This is a genomic window from Pseudomonas sp. AL 58 (genome assembly GCF_036348395.1).
Taxonomy (GTDB): domain Bacteria; phylum Pseudomonadota; class Gammaproteobacteria; order Pseudomonadales; family Pseudomonadaceae; genus Aquipseudomonas; species Aquipseudomonas defluvii.
Map to the genome: position 1 here is coordinate 39,445 of NZ_JAZBQR010000017.1, position 17,895 is coordinate 57,339.

The 17,895-nt window shown below is 60.0% G+C and carries 15 protein-coding genes and 4 tRNA genes; 7 read left to right on the plus strand and 12 right to left on the minus strand.

Annotated elements, in window-relative coordinates:
* Positions 1-58 precede the first annotated feature (58 nt).
* Positions 59-2,272: a DNA internalization-related competence protein ComEC/Rec2 gene (locus UIA24_RS17885; RefSeq protein ID WP_330523466.1), complete on the minus strand. Its 2,214-nt coding sequence runs from the start codon at positions 2,270-2,272 to the stop codon at positions 59-61.
* A gap of 141 nt (positions 2,273-2,413) precedes the next feature.
* Between UIA24_RS17885 and UIA24_RS17890 the strand changes: the two genes are divergently transcribed.
* The gene (locus UIA24_RS17890) at positions 2,414-2,953 is read left to right on the plus strand and encodes a DUF2062 domain-containing protein (protein WP_065761468.1); all 540 of its coding nucleotides are present in this window, start codon (positions 2,414-2,416) and stop codon (positions 2,951-2,953) included.
* Here the strand turns inward: UIA24_RS17890 and UIA24_RS17895 are convergent.
* From UIA24_RS17895 to UIA24_RS17905, 3 genes are all read right to left on the minus strand, one after another.
* Positions 2,921-3,700 carry an ABC transporter permease gene (locus UIA24_RS17895; protein WP_099775464.1) on the minus strand — a complete coding sequence of 260 codons (780 nt, stop codon included), beginning with the start codon at positions 3,698-3,700 and terminating at the stop codon, positions 2,921-2,923. The two genes, UIA24_RS17890 and UIA24_RS17895, sit on opposite strands and share 33 nt — an antisense overlap.
* The gene (locus tag UIA24_RS17900) at positions 3,697-4,629 is read right to left on the minus strand and encodes an ABC transporter ATP-binding protein (protein WP_065761470.1); all 933 of its coding nucleotides are present in this window, start codon (positions 4,627-4,629) and stop codon (positions 3,697-3,699) included. Before UIA24_RS17900 ends, UIA24_RS17895 begins: the two co-directional genes overlap by 4 nt.
* 123 nt (positions 4,630-4,752) lie before the next feature.
* Positions 4,753-5,376 carry a glutathione S-transferase family protein gene (locus UIA24_RS17905; protein ID WP_099775465.1) on the minus strand — a complete coding sequence of 208 codons (624 nt, stop codon included), beginning with the start codon at positions 5,374-5,376 and terminating at the stop codon, positions 4,753-4,755.
* A 188-nt stretch (positions 5,377-5,564) separates the two neighbouring features.
* Here UIA24_RS17905 and UIA24_RS17910 point away from each other — a divergent pair, with 188 nt between their 5' ends.
* Positions 5,565-8,012: an acyl-CoA dehydrogenase gene (locus UIA24_RS17910; protein ID WP_330523468.1), complete on the plus strand. Its 2,448-nt coding sequence runs from the start codon at positions 5,565-5,567 to the stop codon at positions 8,010-8,012.
* 75 nt (positions 8,013-8,087) lie between these two features.
* Positions 8,088-8,498: a PA2817 family protein gene (locus UIA24_RS17915; RefSeq protein ID WP_065761473.1), complete on the plus strand. Its 411-nt coding sequence runs from the start codon at positions 8,088-8,090 to the stop codon at positions 8,496-8,498.
* 194 nt (positions 8,499-8,692) lie between these two features.
* On the opposite strand, the gene UIA24_RS17920 is transcribed toward UIA24_RS17915, so the two are convergent.
* The 4 genes from UIA24_RS17920 to UIA24_RS17935 all read right to left on the minus strand — a co-directional run bounded on the left by UIA24_RS17920 (position 8,693) and on the right by UIA24_RS17935 (position 9,105).
* A tRNA-Gly gene (locus tag UIA24_RS17920) sits at positions 8,693-8,768 on the minus strand.
* 4 nt (positions 8,769-8,772) lie between these two features.
* Positions 8,773-8,848, minus strand: a tRNA-Glu gene (locus tag UIA24_RS17925).
* 103 nt (positions 8,849-8,951) lie between these two features.
* Positions 8,952-9,027 (minus strand) — tRNA-Gly (locus tag UIA24_RS17930).
* A 2-nt stretch (positions 9,028-9,029) separates the two neighbouring features.
* Positions 9,030-9,105: transfer RNA gene (locus tag UIA24_RS17935), tRNA-Glu, on the minus strand.
* 285 nt (positions 9,106-9,390) lie between these two features.
* On the opposite strand from UIA24_RS17935, the gene UIA24_RS17940 reads away from it, so the two are divergent.
* Positions 9,391-10,158, plus strand: coding sequence for a hypothetical protein (locus UIA24_RS17940; protein WP_065760462.1), 768 nt, complete (start codon positions 9,391-9,393; stop codon positions 10,156-10,158).
* Between the two features lie 131 nt (positions 10,159-10,289).
* Here the strand turns inward: UIA24_RS17940 and UIA24_RS17945 are convergent, their stop codons facing one another.
* Together UIA24_RS17945 and UIA24_RS17950 are read right to left on the minus strand one after the other, a co-directional pair.
* Positions 10,290-10,784, minus strand: coding sequence for a GAF domain-containing protein (locus UIA24_RS17945; protein WP_330523469.1), 495 nt, complete (start codon positions 10,782-10,784; stop codon positions 10,290-10,292).
* Positions 10,777-11,670 carry an ATP-binding protein gene (locus UIA24_RS17950; RefSeq protein ID WP_065760464.1) on the minus strand — a complete coding sequence of 298 codons (894 nt, stop codon included), beginning with the start codon at positions 11,668-11,670 and terminating at the stop codon, positions 10,777-10,779. Before UIA24_RS17950 ends, UIA24_RS17945 begins: the two co-directional genes overlap by 8 nt.
* Positions 11,671-11,751: 81 nt before the next feature.
* On the opposite strand from UIA24_RS17950, the gene UIA24_RS17955 reads away from it, so the two are divergent.
* Positions 11,752-14,103 (plus strand): response regulator, encoded by a 2,352-nt coding sequence (locus UIA24_RS17955; protein ID WP_330523470.1) that lies wholly within the window; start codon positions 11,752-11,754, stop codon positions 14,101-14,103.
* A gap of 24 nt (positions 14,104-14,127) precedes the next feature.
* Here UIA24_RS17955 and UIA24_RS17960 read toward each other — a convergent pair whose 3' ends face one another.
* Together UIA24_RS17960 and msrB are read right to left on the minus strand one after the other, a co-directional pair.
* Positions 14,128-14,613 carry a glutathione peroxidase gene (locus UIA24_RS17960; protein WP_065760466.1) on the minus strand — a complete coding sequence of 162 codons (486 nt, stop codon included), beginning with the start codon at positions 14,611-14,613 and terminating at the stop codon, positions 14,128-14,130.
* Between the two features lie 28 nt (positions 14,614-14,641).
* Positions 14,642-15,037, minus strand: a complete 396-nt coding sequence (gene msrB / locus UIA24_RS17965) for a peptide-methionine (R)-S-oxide reductase MsrB (protein WP_065760467.1) — start codon at positions 15,035-15,037, stop codon at positions 14,642-14,644.
* Between the two features lie 165 nt (positions 15,038-15,202).
* Between msrB and UIA24_RS17970 the strand changes: the two genes are divergently transcribed.
* Together UIA24_RS17970 and htpX are read left to right on the plus strand one after the other, a co-directional pair.
* The gene (locus tag UIA24_RS17970) at positions 15,203-16,414 is read left to right on the plus strand and encodes a pyridoxal phosphate-dependent aminotransferase (protein ID WP_065760468.1); all 1,212 of its coding nucleotides are present in this window, start codon (positions 15,203-15,205) and stop codon (positions 16,412-16,414) included.
* Positions 16,415-16,631: 217 nt separating this feature from the next.
* Entirely contained in the window at positions 16,632-17,519 is an 888-nt protein-coding gene (gene htpX, locus UIA24_RS17975) for a protease HtpX (RefSeq protein ID WP_065760469.1), read from the plus strand.
* Positions 17,520-17,895: the final 376 nt, after the last annotated feature.

Here is a 17,895-nt window from a genome sequence, read left to right on the forward strand (position 1 = left end):
TCGAAAAAGTCCGCCACTTTACCATAGGGCTCCCACCGCCCGCAGGTCGTCATGTCGGCTAACGCCAGAAGCGCCGCTGGCTGCGTATCCCTTCAGGCTCGGCAAAACGTCCCAAGCGCAGCGACAGCGCGCCTTCCACTGCGCTGTCGTAGGACGTGATACCCAACATCGCAAAACGCGCCATCACCTCGGGATGAGGATGGCCGAAGGCGTTGTAACGCCCACGCGAAATGAAGACCCCCTTGGGTGCCAACGCCTCAAGAAAAGCCAGGCTGGAAGCGCTGCGGCTACCATGATGGGGCGCCTGCAGCCAGTCGACGTGGGGCGCTGTCGCGGCCTGGAGCCAGGCGCGCTCACCGTCCGCATCGATGTCCCCGGTGAGCAGCAAACGCTCACCCGACGCCTCGACCCACAACACGCATGAGCCTTGATTGCTGTCGGCGGCATCGTGCCATTGCCATACAGAAAAGCGTACGCCATCCCACTCCCAGTGTTCACCGGCAACACAGGGCTGCGCCTGCAAGGCCTGGGGCAACCTCTGCACCTCACCGGCCAGCACCCGCGCAACCGGTAAACCACGCTTCACCGCCAGCGCGCCTCCGGCGTGGTCGGCATCGGCATGACTGAGCAACATCAGGTCGAGCGTACTCACCCCCAGCTTAAGGAGCGTAGGCAGTACGATGCGCTCCCCCAGATCGACCTCCCCCATGGCCGGCCCCGCGTCATACAACAGGGTGTGGTGACGGGTACGCAGAATGAAGGCCTGCCCCTGCCCTACATCCAGTTGCCAGACGTCCAACTGCCCCTCTGGCACCTCATCACGCGGGGCAAACGCCGCCAGCAGGACAGCAGGCCAACCCAATACCCGCATCGGCAGCCCTTTGGGCAACAACACCAGGAACACCCCAAGGCAGACCAGCAGCCATGCCCATAACGGCAAGGCAGCCGGCACCCAGGCCGGCTGCCAGTCGGCGACCTGCCCGAGCACACGAAACAGCACATCGAGCAAACCACCTGCCAGCCACAGCAGGCTTGTACCGAGAACCGGCACACCCAGCAGTAACGTCCCTGCCAGGGCTACGGGCAACACCAGCAGACTGATCCAGGGCACCGCCAGTAGATTGGCCAGCGGCGCACTGAGGCTCACGGGCAACCCAAGCACCAGCAAGAATGGCAGCAACCCCAAGGCGATCATCCATTGCGCCCGGGTCCATGCCTGCCAGACACGCCAGGCACCCAGCCGCCCGCTAAAGGTGAAGATCAGGATCGCGACAGCACCAAAGGACAACCAGAACCCCGGCTGCAGGCTGGCCAGCGGTTCAATCAGCAATACCGCATTGAGCGCCAGCAGCCACGGCAGCGTTACCCCCAGATGACGAAAACGCAGACGCCAGAGCAACACCACCGCCAACATGATGCAGGCTCGACGCACTGGCACCTGAAACCCGGCGAGCAGGCCGTACCCCAGCGCAGCGGCAAGCGCCAGCAAGCAGGCCGCGGGCAACCAGGGCAGCGCACGCGGCCAGAGCCCGAAACGCGCCAGCCCCGCCACCACCGCATAGACCAACCCGGCCAGCAACCCAATGTGCTGCCCTGAGATCACCAACAGGTGTACCGTGCCGGTGGCCTGCAGCGCCTGCCAGTCAGCGCGTGCCAGGCCACTGCCATCGCCTAGCACCAGGGCAGCCAGTACCCCTTCGCGCCCTTGGGCATCGACCGCCATTAGCCGTTGTCGAATCGCGTCGCGCCAGGCCATGCTCGCGGGCGCCAGGCGCTCACCGTCCTTGACACTGCCGGTCGCGCCGATACGACGCGCCAACAGGGTCATTTCCTGATCGGCCGCATGAGGGTTGAGCAGGCCCGCCGGACGCTTGAGGCTGACGGCAAGGCGCCAGCGCTCTCCGCTGTTAACAGGCGGCCCGCCATACCAGCTCAGACGCAAGCGCTGAGGCAACTGGGCGCGGCGTGAGGTGACCTCGGCAAGTTCAAAGCGCACCGACTGCGCCGTGTGTTCAGGCAAGCCAACCACTCGCCCCTCCACCCACAGCGTGCGGCCGTCCAGCTCTGGCGACAGGCGATCATCCAGCGCGCCTTGCGCCGATACACAGGCCCAGCAAAAACCCAGCAGGAAACACCCCAAGGGGTAGGCCCGCGACGGCAGACAGCACAGCCCAAGCAGTATCAGCGCAACCCACACCCCGACCGAAGGCAGTGCAGGAAGCCAACGCAGGCATAACAGCCCGAGTGCAAGCGCAATCATCCCTGTGCGCATGATCTGAAGCTCCTGAAAAAGAATCACCCCAGAGGCTTAGATCAGCGACGGCATATGCTTGCTTATTAATTGTCACAAAGTCTGAATTGGAGGCTTTTAGAATCCGTGCATACTGGCGGATCAAGAACGCCGAGAACCCACATGCCGCGTCGACTTTTCAAACGCTACATGCCCGATCCGACCAGCATTCGGGAACACAAATCCTTACGCTTTCTCGGGCGACTGCTGCACGACCCCAACCTCTGGCACCTGAATCGCCATTCAGTGGCACGCGCCATGGCCGTCGGCCTGTTCGCCGCATTCATACCGATCCCGATGCAAATGTTGCTGGCCGCCAGCCTGGCGATACTGGCGCGGGGCAACATGCCGATTTCCGTCAGCCTGGTCTGGCTGACCAACCCGATTACCATGCCGCCGGTGTTCTTCTGCACCTATCAGATGGGCGCCTGGCTGATGCAGATCCCTCCCCGCACCCTGCCCGACGAGCTGACCTGGGAATGGATCACCGATCAGCTCTCGACACTGTGGCAACCCTTCCTGCTGGGCTCAGTGGTCTGCGGCCTGCTGCTGGGTGGGCTGGCCTACTGCCTGACCATGCTCTATTGGCGCTGGTGGGTGGGCAGGCAGTGGCGCCAGCGCAAGGAAAAATCAGCTACGCATTCCTCGACCACTGACCAGTAGCCGCACGCAGCCGACGTACAGCACGGCGGTCGCGACCAGCATGAAGCTGATGGCCACGCCAATGCGAATATCGGACACGCCCAGTATGCCGTAGCGGAACGAGTTGACCATGTGCAGCACGGGGTTGGCCAACGATACCGTCTGCCAGAACGGCGGCAGCAGGTTGATCGAGTAGAAAACGCCCCCCAGGTAGGTCAACGGGGTCAGCACGAATGTCGGGATAATCGAGATATCGTCGAAATTACGTGCAAACACTGCGTTGATGAAGCCCAACAGCGAGAAGATCGTTGCCGTCAGCAACACCACCAACACCGTTACACCCAGATGGTGCACCTGCAGTTGGGTAAAGAACAGTGACAACAGGGTCACGATGACCCCTACCGCCAACCCGCGCAACACGCCACCCAGGGTGTAGCCAATAAGGATGGTGTGTGGCGACACTGGCGAGACCATCAGCTCCTCGATGGAGCGCTGGAACTTGCTGCCAAAGAAACTGGAAACCACGTTGCCATAGGAGTTGGTGATCACCGACATCATGATCAGGCCCGGCACGATGTATTCCATATAGGTGAAGCCACCCATATCACCGATCTGCCGACCGATCAGGTTACCGAAAATCACGAAATACAAGACCATGGTGATCGCCGGCGGCAGCAGGGTCTGCGGCCAGATCCGGGTAAAACGGCGCACTTCGCGGTAGACGATAGTGTTGAGGGCGACCAGATTGCCGCGCAGCTCCGAACTCATACCGCCACCTTCGCCAGATTCTTCTCCACCAGGGACACAAACAGCTCCTCAAGACGGTTGGTTTTGTTACGCAGGCTTTGCACCTCGATGTTCTGCAGGGCCAATTGGCCGAACAGCGCGGTGATGCCCATGGCCTTGTCCACCTGGACTTCCAGGGTGTGCGGGCTGATCAGTCGGCACGGGTAGCCGGCCAACTGCGGGGCCTGGGGCAACTCCTGCTTCAGGTCGAGCAGGAAGGTCTCCACATGCAACGAACCGAGCAGTTTGCGCATGCTGGTGTTTTCGACAATGGTGCCGTGATCAATGATGCCGATGTTGCGGCACAGTTGCTCAGCCTCTTCGAGGTAATGCGTCGTCAGGATGATGGTGATGCCCTGCTCGTTCAGCTCAGTCAGGAAACTCCACATCGAACGCCGCAACTCGATGTCCACACCAGCGGTTGGCTCATCGAGGATCAGCAAGCGCGGCTCATGAACCAGCGCCCGGGCAATCATCAGGCGGCGCTTCATGCCACCGGACAACGAACGCGATGGCACATTGCGCTTGTCCCACAGCCCCAGTTGGGTCAAATACTGTTCGGCACGCGCCTTGGCCACCTTCGACGGAATGCCGTAGTAACCCGCCTGGGTCACGACGATGTCGAACGTCTTCTCGAACTGGTTGAAGTTGAACTCCTGGGGCACCACGCCGAGGCAGCGCTTGAGCGCGGCAGGTTCGCGGTCCAGGTCATGGCCAAAGACCTTCACGGTACCGCTGGTCTTGTTCACCAGCGTGGAGAGGATGCCGATGGTGGTGGATTTGCCGGCGCCATTGGGGCCGAGCAAGGCAAAAAAGTCACCTTCGGCGACATCCAGGTCAATGCCCTTGAGGGCCTGGAAGCCGTTGCCGTAGGTCTTGGTTAGCTGCCTTATGGACAGAGCAGAACTCATAACGGGTCTATGCACCAGTGTGGAAGGGTTTAAGAACAACAGGCTGAGTGGCCATGGTGAGGGGCGCGGCCACACAAGTACAGTCACGTGTATCGATAATAACTATCAGAATAAGCGCTGCAATCAGGTCAGCGCCGTCATCACGGCAACCTGATAGGCCGGGCGCTCCTTCAGCCGTTCATACCAGGCACGCAGGTGACGCATCTCTGGACGCTCAATGGGCATCTCGAACCAGGCATAGGCGAAACAGCCCAGCGGCACATCGCCAACGCCGAGTGCATCACCGCTGAGGTAAGGTTGCCGCGCCAGCGCCTGATCGGCAATTGACAAGACCTGGGCGCAGGTCTTGTGCGCTGCGTTGATGGCGACCCAATCACGCTGTTCTGCCGGTGTCCGCAGCATGCCCCAAAACAATGGGCGAAACGGCGTAGCCAAGGAGGAGGTTACCCAGTCCATCCATTTTTCCGCCTCGGCCCGCTGCCGAACATCGCTCGGGTACCAGCTCGAATCCGGCGCATGACGTGCCGCCAGATAGCGCACGATGGTGTTGGACTCCCACAGCACCAGGCCGTCCTCTTCGATCAGTGGCACCAGCCCATTCGGATTCTTCGCCAGGTATTCCGGCTCTTGCACCACCCCGAAAGCACCGCCAGCGTCAATCGACTGGTAGTCCAGGCCCAGCTCCTCTGCACACCACAGTACCTTCCTGACATTGGTCGAGTTCTTTCGGCCCCAAATCTTGAGCATGACAAATCCTTAAGCCATTTGTGGTGCCCTCAGTCTAACCCAGTCGTTTGCTCAGGTAATCGTTCGACACACTCACTACTGAACACCTGCCCAGCGCCACGGTCAGTGATCTGAGGCGGCCGTTTGGGCGATGCCGTCTACGCTGTCAGGGACGACCCGTTGCCCTGACGTTTCACGGAGGAAGACCTATGTTGCTGTTGTGGTTCGTGGTTCTCGTAGTCGGTTCAGCCTACTTGATGCATCGCCGCATCGCTGTACTGCCGATTCTGGGCATCGTTGCTGCCTACTTGCTGGCAATGGGCCTGTTCAGCAGCGCCCCCACGTGGTTGATGACCCTGCTCTGGTTGATGCTGATCATCAAGTCATGCATTTTTGTGCTGCCAGAATTGCGCCTTAAATGGTTCAGCGCCCCCTTGTTTGCCTGGTTCCAGCGCACGCTCCCCCCCCTGTCACAAACCGAGCGCGACGCAATCGATGCCGGTTCGGTGTGGTGGGATGGCGAGCTGTTCAGCGGTCGCCCGAACTGGAACACCCTGCTGGCGTACCCAAAAGCACAATTGAGCGAAGAGGAACAGGCCTTCATCGACGGCCCGACCGAACAGCTCTGCGCCATGGTCAGCGACTGGCAGATCAGCCAGGACCTCGACCTGCCCCCTGAGGCCTGGGCCTTTATCAAGGAACAGGGCTTCTTTGCCTTGATCATTCCCAAAGCATATGGCGGCAAGGGTTTCTCGGCCTATGCCCACTCACAGGTCGCCATGAAACTGGCGACCCGCAGCGGCGATCTGGCCTCCACCGTGATGGTTCCCAACTCGCTGGGCCCTGCCGAGCTGCTGCTGCACTATGGCACCGAAGCACAACGCAACCATTACCTGCCTCGCCTGGCACGCGGCGATGAAATCCCCTGCTTTGCCCTGACAGGGCCACTGGCCGGCTCCGATGCCGGGTCGATGCCCGACACCGGCATCGTCTGCAAGGGCCAATGGCAAGGTCAGGAAGTGCTCGGCCTGCGCCTGAACTGGGAAAAGCGCTACATCACCCTTGGCCCGGTAGCCACCCTGCTGGGTCTGGCCTTCAAAGCCTACGACCCCGAACACCTGCTGGGCGACATAGACGACCTCGGCATCAGCCTGGCGCTGATTCCTACCGACACGCCCGGTGTCGAGATCGGCAAACGTCATCTACCGCTCGGTGCCGCCTTCATGAACGGCCCCAATAGCGGCAAAGATGTGTTCATACCGCTGGATTACCTCATCGGCGGCCAAGCCATGCTGGGCAAAGGCTGGATGATGCTGATGAACTGCCTCTCGGTGGGCCGCTCCATCTCACTGCCGGCTGTGGGTACAGGCGCTGCCAAGTACACCAGCCTGGTGACCGGCCAATACGCGCGAATTCGTGAGCAGTTCAACGTGCCGCTGGCCGCCTTCGAGGGCATCCAGGAGTCCCTTGCGCGCATCGCCGGCAACGCCTGGTTGATGGACAGCGCTCGCATACTGACGGCCAAGGCGGTCGATCTCGGGGAAAAACCGTCGGTCCTCTCGGCCATTCTCAAGTACCACCTGACCGAGCGCGGCCGCGAATGCATCCAGCACGCCATGGACGTTCATGGCGGCAAGGGCATCATCATGGGGCCGAACAATTACCTGGGCCGCAATTGGCAAGGTGCGCCAATCTTCATCACCGTCGAAGGCGCCAATATCCTTTCGCGCAACCTGATGATCTTTGGTCAGGGGGCAATCCGCTGCCACCCCTTTGTGCTCAAGGAAATGGCCTTGGCCGGGCGCGAGGACCACGATCAGGCACTCAAGGAGTTCGACGCCCTTGTGCTGCGCCACATCAGTTTTGCCATGGGCAATGCCGCCAGCACCCTGATACTCGGCCTTGGCCTGGGGCATTTCGAGAAAGCGCCGGGCGACGCCCTCAGCCAAGGCTATTTCCGCGCCCTGAATCGCCAGGCTGCCGCCTTTGCCTTGCTGGCAGACCTGTGCATGATGCTGCTGGGAGGCAGCTTGAAACGGCGCGAACGGCTTTCGGCTCGCCTGGGTGATGTGCTCAGCCACCTGTACCTGAGCTCGGCAGCACTGAAGCACTATTACGACCAGGCGTCACCCGATCACTTGCAACCGTTGCTGCGCTGGGCCATGGAAGAAAACCTCGGCCAATCTGAAAAAGCCCTGGACCGCTTGCTCGACAACTTCCCCAATCGCTTTCTCGGCTGCACGCTGCGGCTGCTGGTGTTTCCGTTTGGGCGCCGCCATACCGGCCCAAGCGATGAACTGGACGCTGAAGTCGCGGCGCTGATCGGTCGAGCGCAAGGCGACCCGGCACTGGAGGCGCTGCTGTCCGGCTGCTACCGGCCAGAGAACGCCGAAGACCCGGTTGGCGCCTTGCACCATGCCAGCCAACAACTCGTCGCCAGTGAACCATTGCAGCACACCCTGCACCAGGCCCTGAAAAGCGGTCAGGTAGTGCCCGCGCCCGGGCAGTCCCCCATTGACGCAGCCTTGCAGGCTGGTGTTCTTCAGGCCAGCGAAGCACTCACCCTGCACGCTGCAGAACGGGCGCGACGCCGGGTCATTGACGTGGACGCCTTCGACAAGGATGCACTGCTACCGGTCGCCGGCAAGGTGCGCTAAAGGCAATCGAACCGGGACATCGGGCGCCGGGGGCCGTATACTCCCGCGCCCGTTTTGCTCAAGAGGATCGCCAGCATGGCCAACGCGCATCTGGATTACCATCTCAACCTGCTCAACCACCTGCGCACCATTCTGGTTGCACTGGGCGAGGCCGAACAGGTACCGGAAGAGAGCCATGCCCTGTTCCTCGAACGCTTCGACGAACTGCTGACGCAACTTCCACAAGACCCACTGGAAAGCCAATACCTGGGCCAGGACCTGATGTGCCAGGTCATTCAGCGTTACCCACAGATTGCCCACCTGGTGCCACGCGACCTGCTGTGGTTCTTCGGTGGCGATTGCCTGCATTTCATGCCAGACGACGAGCTGGACCTGTATCAGGCACTGGAAGAGCGCCGCTATGAAGCGGAGCAGAATGACGAGCCGTTCGACTGGAACCAGGAAAAACAGCTGCTGAGCATGTCGAACGACGACAGCAAGCACTAAGACAACGCAAAGGTGAAGGCAGGGCTCTTCAAGGGCGCTGCCTGAACACCGCTCAAGGCTACTGACACAACGACCAGCGCAGCAAAGCCAGAGCAGCAAACCGCACAGGCCTGATCCTGAGGCGGAAAATACCGTGCATGGGCTTTTCAAAGGCAAAAAAAACGCCGTTCAATCGAACGGCGTTTTCTTTGAATTGGAGCGGGAAACGAGACTCGAACTCGCGACCCCGACCTTGGCAAGGTCGTGCTCTACCAACTGAGCTATTCCCGCAAAATGGCGTCCCCTAGGGGACTCGAACCCCTGTTACCGCCGTGAAAGGGCGGTGTCCTAGGCCACTAGACGAAGGGGACGCTGCCCAAAACATGCAACGCATGTTTCAGTGACCAGATCAGAATCTTAGACCCTAACCTGGATTTTCTTACCAGCCCTGCCCTTGGGCAAGACCGTTAAAACTGGAGCGGGAAACGAGACTCGAACTCGCGACCCCGACCTTGGCAAGGTCGTGCTCTACCAACTGAGCTATTCCCGCATTGGCGTCCCCTAGGGGACTCGAACCCCTGTTACCGCCGTGAAAGGGCGGTGTCCTAGGCCACTAGACGAAGGGGACACACTACAACTTTTCACTCCCTGCTGCGTTTCGCTGTGTGCTTTACGCTGCAAGTGGCGCGCATTCTAGGGGTGCTTTGAAGAGTCGTCAACCCCCAGATACAAATTTATTTAAATCAATGACTTCCCCCTGCTTTCCAGCCCGCTCAAGGCTCGGCAGGATCAGCCGACACAGGGGAAGGCACTGCGCCTTTACTGATGAGCGACGACCCTCGAACAGGTCTATCCGGTTAAAAGCTAAGCCACTACACTCAAACGGTAAATAACCCTGCATGAGGCGTTAACGGTGACACCACTTCTGATCACCCTGCTTATAGTGGCCGGGATCGCACTATTGATCGTGATCGGCTACCTGAACAATGTAGTCGAGAACAACAAGCTGGAGCGGGCCCGACTGAAAGTCGAGCTGGCCGAACGCCTGCGCCGTTGTGGCGAAATCACAGAAACCTTTCCTGGCCAGTTGATGACCCCGGCCTTGAAGCTGCTGCTGACTCGCCTGGAGCTCAACCTGAACCTGCGCCAACTGGCGCTGGACAAGCACAACAGTGAGATCAAGGCGCGCATCGCCGAACTGGAAGGATTGATTGCCAAAGGTGAGGCCTTGCCGGTAAACAACCCGCCAGGGCCGATCCAGACCGAAGCCCGCGCCAAGGATGTGCGCTTTCTGCTTGAAGGCTTGCACAATCAAGTGACCCGTGCGGCCCAGGAAGGTTTCCTGCCGACCAACGAAGCCAAGTACTGGGTCAAGGAAGTCCGTCATATCCTGGTGCTGCTGCATATCGAGTTCTTCAACAACCTGGGCCAACAGGCCTTGCAGCAGAACCAACCGGGCCATGCCCGCCTGGCCTTCGAGCGCGGCGTGCAATACCTGCGAAAGCAGCCGGAACCTGCTGTCTACCAGGAGCAGCTCGCTTATATGGAGAAGCTGCTGGCGCGCGCCAATGCACAGGTGCTGAGTACGCTTGAACCTGCCGAAGACGAGGTCAACGAACTCACCGAGGGCTTGAAGTCCGACACCACGGAAGACTGGAAGAAGAAAGTCATCTACGACTGAAACAGGAAACACCCCCTGCAACGGCATCAGGGGGTGTCAGTGAGAACACAACGCCTGCAATGTTAGCGAGCCCCGCTTCCATACCGTGTGCAACACCCTGGAAGCAGACTTGCCCGTGAGCAGCGTGCTGCCTACCTCCCCCGGGAGCAGTCCGTTGAGCGCAGGAAGATCTCGGCAAGACGTTCCAGCCCGGCCTGATCCTCAACCGTAAACCGCGCAAGCTTCGGGCTGTCCAGGTCCAGCACCCCAATCAAGCACCCGTCCTTGACCAGCGGGATCACCAGCTCGCTGTTCGAGGCGCTGTCGCAGGCAATGTGCCCTGGAAACGCATGCACATCTTCAACCCGCTGGGTCTGCCGAGTAGCGGCAGCGGCACCGCACACCCCACGGCCAAACGGAATACGCACACAGGCAACCTGCCCCTGAAACGGCCCCAACACCAACTCTTCGTTACGATTAAGGTAGAAGCCCGCCCAGTTCAGGTCATCGACCTGGCTATAGAGAAAGGCCGAGAACTGAGCAGCATTGGCAATAAAGTCGCGCTCGTCAGCCAGCAAGGCCTCCAGTTGCGCAGCCAGCAGACCATAGCCAGACAAGCCGGCACCGGTTGCATTCAAATCAATCATGTTTCTGCTCCAGCAATTTAAGTCCTACCCAGTAACGGGCGAACTGATAAGCACAACGGCCATTACGATTGCCACGCCCCGTGGCCCAGCGAATCGCAGCCTTTTCCAGTGTTTCATCACGAACCCAGACCAGGTCCGAGGCTTGCGCCAGCTGACTGATCCAGTGCTCGACCACATCCAGAAAGTGTTCCTGAGTGAAGGGATAGAACGACAGCCACAGGCCAAAACGGTCAGACAGGGCGATCTTGTCCTCCACCGCCTCGTTGGGGTGAAGCTCGCCGTCGATCATTTTCCAGTTTTCATTGTCGCTCTGCTTCTCTGGCACGAGGTGCCGACGGTTGGACGTGGCGTATAACAACACATTGTCCGGCGCCTGCTCCAACGAACCATCCAGCACACTTTTGAGCACGCGATAGTCGCCCTCCCCGGCCTCGAACGAGAGGTCGTCACAGAACAACACAAAGCGCTGAGGCAGTTTGTGCAACTGCTCAACCACCCGCGGCAAATCCGCCAAGTGGTCACGCTCGATTTCGATCAACCGCAAACCTGCCGTCGCATACTCTGCCAGCAACGCGCGCACCAACGACGATTTACCCGTGCCACGCGATCCCCACAGCAGCGCATGGTTGGCCGGCATACCATCGAGAAACTGACGGGTATTGCGCCTTAACTGCTCACGCTGCTGATCGATGCCGATCAGGTCGGACAAGCGCATGTCCAGGCTCACGTCCAGCGGCAGCAGGAAGCCACTGCGCCCTTCACGCTGCCAACGGGCAGCCAGGCAATGCCCCCAATCAATGGCCGGGCGTGGCGCAGGCAAAAGAGGTTCCAACCGCGCCAATACAGCTTCAGCGCGCTCAAGAAAAGCATTCACACGAGAGTCCACATCAATTCCTCAAGACAGATTCAGGCAAATGGGCAAGCGGAATATGCAACAGGACGTGCCAGGAGCCGGGGCTGATCGGCTATGCTTGCGCAGCGCACGGAATGTGAAACTGGCTCGGAACCCATGGATATCAAGTTCACCAATCGCCTGTCCTATAAGCAAGCCAGGCTGACAGTCCTGGCAGGCTTCGTCCTGGGTACCTTGCTCAGTCTTCTCCAGATCGGCATCGATTATGCCAGTGAAGACGCCTCCATCAACCGCGAGATGCGTGCACTCCTGGAAATCAGTCACAACCCGGCCTCCCGAATTGCCTACAACATCGACTCGGAGCTCGCCCAGGAACTGGCTCAGGGCCTGCTGCAGTCGCCCGCGATCATCCAGGTACGCCTGATCGACAACAACGACACCGTATTGGCTGATGTCCAGCGCCCACGCCTGGAAAGCCGCTACCGGGTGCTCAGCGATTTTCTGTTCGGCGAACATCGTGAATTCCAGGAACGCCTGCAGCTCAGCCACATGCCGGATGAGTACCTCGGCACGCTGTTTCTGGAAGTCGATACCTTCGCCTTCGGCAGCCGCTTCCTGAAACGTGCGGAAGTCACCCTGCTCAGCGGCTTTGTACGCAGCCTGGTGCTGACGTGCATTCTGCTGACCCTGTTTTACTTCATGCTGACCAAACCGCTGGTTCGGGTAATCCGTGCGCTGAGCAACAGTGACTCACGCAACCCCAACCAAAACAAGCTCTCCTTCCCGCCAGGCCATGAACAGGATGAGATTGGGGTATTGGTAAAAGTCGCCAACCAGCAATTCGTCAGCATGGCGACCGAGATCCAACAACGGCGCAATGCCGAAAATCGCCTGACTGACTACCTGAGCGAACTGGAAAACATCGTCTCGGCACGCACCAATGAACTGCGGGCCAGCAACGCAAGCCTCAGCCGTTCCAATGAAGAACTCGAAGTCGCCCGACGCCGCGCCCTGGACATGGCGCAGGCTCGAGCAGCCTTCCTGGCCAACATGAGCCACGAAATCCGCACACCGCTGAACGGTTTGCTGGGCATGATCGCACTTTCACTGGACAGCCCACTGAATGCCGAACAGCGCCAGCAACTGTCGATTGCCCACGACTCAGGCAAAGTACTGGTGGAACTGCTCAACGATATTCTGGACCTCTCCAAGTTCGATGCCGGACAGCTGGAGCTGGAACGAATCCCGTTCGACCTCGGCACACTGGTGGAGGACACCGCCAGCCTGCTTTCGCAGAATGCCGCCCCCAGCGTCGAGCTCACCTGCCTGATCGATCCGAAATTTCCAGCCCTGGTGCTTGGCGACCCGACTCGGGTCAGGCAGATCGTCAGCAACCTGCTGTCCAACGCCCTGAAATTCACCCGCTTTGGGCGCGTGGACGTACGCCTGCGCAGCGAATCTGGCGGCGTACGCCTGGATGTCTGCGATACGGGCATTGGTATTCCCTACGATGCACAAGTCAGGATATTTCAACCCTTCACCCAGGCCGGGGCTGGCATCACACGCCAGTATGGTGGCACCGGCCTGGGCCTGACCCTGACCAATAATCTCTGCGAGGCCATGCAAGGCCGCCTCAGCATCAGTTCCGAAGCAGGTTTTGGCAGCCAGTTCAGTGCCGAGTTACCGTTGCCAGCCCACACGCTGGCAATCGCACCAGCACCGTTACAAGGACGGATTGCTGCCATCAGCACTGCAGACAGCGGCCTGGATGAACTGCTGGCGACACTGTTGCCTGCCTGGGGCCTTGATTATCGGCGGCACGACAACCTCGACACGCTGCCCGAACAGCAACCTGATCTGCTGATCACCGACAACCTGAGCGGGCTGTTCGACCTGCGCCCCACCGTCACAGCACCGATCCTGCTGATCACGGCATACGGTAACTTCCTGTCCAGCGAACACGCCGCACAACTGGCGCCCTTGCAACAACAAGCACGCCCCCTCACCCGCAGCGCCCTGTACCAGTCATTGCAACGCGCCCTGCACGACTCAGACAGCCCCACCTCGCCACCCCAGCAGGGCAGCCCGAACAGCGAGCGTCGAGCACACATCCTGCTGGTCGAGGACAACCCGGTTAACCAACTGGTCGCGAAAGGCATGCTGGCCAAGCTCGGCTGCGACGTCAGTGTCGCCAAGCAAGGCGTGGAGGCTCTGGAACAGCTTGAGCGAAACGACTTCGACCTGGTGCTGATGGACTGCAACATGCCGGTGATGGATGGCTACGAGGCCAGCCGGAGGATCCGCCAGAGCGGACGCTGGCCAACGCTGCCGATTATCGCCCTGACCGCCAACGCCATGCCCGAGGAACGTGAGCGCTGCCGCGCGGCGGGCATGAACGACTACCTGGCCAAACCGTTTCGCCGCGAGGAGCTGCTCACCCTGATCAATCAGTGGGTGCCCCTGTAACACGCCGCATACTGCCGACAGTGCTCACTTGAGCAGCGACTCGATCTGCTCCACCAAGGCCTCCGGCTTGGTACTGGGCGCAAAACGACTGACCCGGCCCGTTGCCGGGTCGAAGAGGAACTTGGTGAAGTTCCACTTGATCGCCTGAGACCCCAGCAACCCCGGGGCCCGCTTTTTCAGCTCAACGAACAAGGGATGAGCCGCAGGCCCGTTGACATCGACCTTGGCAAACAGCGGAAAGCTGACGCCGAAGTTCAACTCACAGAAACCTGCAATGGCCCGTTCATCACCCGGCTCCTGCTTACCGAACTGGTTGCAGGGAAATGCCAGCACCACCAGGCCTCGCTCACGGTAACGCTGCCAGAGCTGCTCAAGGCCCTTGTACTGCCCGGTGAACCCGCATTCGCTGGCGGTATTGACCAGCAACACCGCCTTGGCCGGGAAGTCCACCAGGGTTTTCTGCTCACCCTTGATCGTGGTGCAAGGGATGCTCAACAGTGCGTCAGCCATGACCGACTCTCCTTGAATAGTCCACAGGTCAGGTTCGAGGAACCAGGTCCAGGCACACCGAATTGATGCAATAACGCAGGCCTGTCGGCGGCGGGCCATCGGGAAACACATGCCCAAGGTGGGCATCGCAGACCGCGCACGTCACCTCGGTACGGATCATGCCGTGCGAGGTATCACGGATTTCGATCATGGCGCTGTCGGCAATCGGCTCGTAAAAGCTGGGCCAGCCGCAGCCCGAATCGAATTTTGCCCGAGAGTCGAACAACGGCGCGCTGCAGCAGATGCAATGGTAGACGCCATCAGTCCTGGTTGCGTTGTACTTGCCACTGAACGGCCGCTCGGTGCCCTTCAGACGACAGACCTGGTACTGCTCCGGGTCAAGCATTGCACGCCATTCGTCGAGGGTTTTGTCGATCTTGTCCATGGGGAAACCTCTGTAACGGAAAAAGCCCGCGTCGTGTCTTTTCGGCAACGCGGGTGGCACGTATTATTGCGCCTCATCAGACGCCAGTCTGGCACCCGCGTTACACGCATTTCAAACGTTTTCACAGCGCAATGCGCGGCGATCTTTTCTAATCGGGATCACATCATGCAGGTCAGCAAATCGAACAAGCTCGCCAATGTCTGCTATGACATTCGCGGCCCGGTGCTCAAGCACGCCAAACGCCTGGAAGAGGAAGGCCACCGCATCCTCAAGCTGAACATCGGCAACCCGGCGCCCTTTGGTTTCGAGGCACCGGAGGAAATTCTCCAGGATGTGATCCGCAACCTGCCGACTGCACAAGGCTACAGCGACTCCAAAGGCCTGTTCAGTGCGCGCAAGGCCGTGATGCAGTACTACCAGCAGAAACAGGTAGAAGGTGTCGGCATCGAAGACATCTACCTGGGCAACGGCGTATCCGAACTGATCGTGATGTCGATGCAGGCACTGCTCAACAACGGTGACGAAGTCCTGATCCCGGCACCGGACTACCCACTGTGGACCGCCGCAGTCAGCCTGGCGGGTGGCAAACCGGTTCACTACCTGTGCGACGAACAGGCCGACTGGTTCCCAGACCTGGACGACATCAAGGCCAAGATCACACCAAACACCAAGGCCATGGTGATCATCAACCCGAACAACCCGACCGGCGCGGTGTATTCCCGCGAACTGCTGCTGGGCATGCTCGAGCTGGCACGTCAGCACAACCTGGTAGTGTTCTCCGACGAGATCTACGACAAGATTCTCTATGACGAAGCCGTGCACATCAGCACCGCCTCGTTGGCACCCGACCTGCTCTGCCTGACCTTCAACGGCCTGTCCAAGTCCTACCGGGTTGCTGGCTTCCGTTCCGGCTGGCTGGCCATCTCCGGGCCCAAGCTGCATGCCCAGAGCTACATCGAAGGCATCGACATGCTGGCCAACATGCGCCTGTGTGCCAACGTGCCGAGCCAGCACGCCATCCAGACCGCACTGGGCGGCTACCAGAGCATCAACGACCTGGTACTGCCACAGGGCCGTCTGCTCGAGCAACGCAATCGCACTTGGGAACTGCTCAACGACATCCCCGGCGTCAGCTGCGTGAAGCCGATGGGTGCACTCTATGCGTTCCCGAAAATCGATCCGAAAGTCTGCCCGATCTTCAACGACGAGAAGTTTGTTCTCGACCTGCTGCTCTCCGAGAAGCTGCTGATCGTCCAGGGCACTGCGTTCAACTGGCCATGGCCGGACCACTTCCGTGTCGTGACACTGCCACGTGTGGATGACCTGGAACAGGCAATCGGTCGTATCGGCAATTTCCTCAAGACGTACAAGCAGTAACGCACCGCGAAACCAGCCTGCGCCGCCCCTGGCGCAGGTCTCACACCTAATAAGGTTTTTTCCTACAGCCATTACAGCGTTGGCGCGCGAAAAAATCCGGTGCCTGCCACGCGGGTAAGTACACAGTTTGAAATAGTCCCCCGGTTGAATCAGCGGGGCGGGCACCTTATATACCCGCATACGCTACATTTTTATCCGTCAGGAGAACGTAACAACCATGATGCGCATCTTGCTGTTTGTGGCCACCAACCTCGCGGTTGTGCTGATTGCCAGCATTACCCTGAGTCTGTTTGGCTTCAACGGGTTCATGGCAGCCAACGGGGTTGACCTCAACCTCAATCAACTGCTGATTTTCTGTGCTGTGTTCGGCTTCGCCGGCTCGCTGTTCTCGCTGTTCATCTCCAAGTGGATGGCGAAGATGAGCACCGGCACGCAGATCATCAGCCAGCCGCGCACGCGTCACGAGCAATGGCTGCTCCAGACTGTTGAAGAGCTCTCCCGCGAAGCCGGTATCAAGATGCCGGAAGTGGGTATTTTCCCTGCCTACGAGGCCAACGCCTTCGCGACCGGCTGGAACCGCAATGACGCCCTGGTAGCGGTCAGCCAAGGCCTGCTGGAACGCTTCTCACCCGACGAAGTACGCGCAGTTCTGGCCCACGAGATCGGCCACGTTGCCAACGGCGACATGGTTACCCTCGCGCTCATCCAGGGCGTGGTCAACACCTTCGTGATGTTCTTTGCCCGCATCATCGGTAACTTTGTCGACAAGGTAATCTTCAAGAACGAAGAAGGCCAAGGTATTGCCTACTACGTTGCGACCATCGTTGCCGAACTGGTACTGGGCATTCTCGCCAGCATGATCGTCATGTGGTTCTCGCGTAAACGCGAATACCGCGCTGACGAAGCCGGTGCCCGCCTCGCCGGCACCAACGCCATGATTGGCGCCCTGCAGCGCCTGCGTTCGGAACAGGGCGTACCGGTGCACATGCCTGACACTCTGAATGCCTTCGGCATCAATGGCGGCCTCAAGCATGGCCTGGCGGGTCTGCTGATGAGCCACCCACCGCTGGAAGACCGTATCGACGCCCTGCGCCGTCACGGCTGACCGTTACGCAATAGACAAAAGGGCGACTCAGGTCGCCCTTTTTTTGTGTGCAGAACGCTGCATTTCCTGTGGGATGCAGGCGTGCCTGTGATGGCGTCGGTGGGGTGCCTGTGAGTGCGCGGCGTCTGCATCGCGGGCAAGCCCGGCTCCTACAGGCTGCATTAGCAGGCGGGCCTGCGATGGCGTCGGTGGGGTGCCTGTGAGTGCGCGGCGTCTGCATCGCGGGCAAGCCCGGCTCCTACAGGTTGCATTAGCAGGCTTGCCTGCGATGGCGTCGGTGGGGTACCCGCGAGTTCGCGGCGTTTGCATCGCGGGCAAGCCCGGCTCCTACAGGTTGCTCGGGCTCTGTTGGAGCTGGCTTGCCTGCGATGGCGTC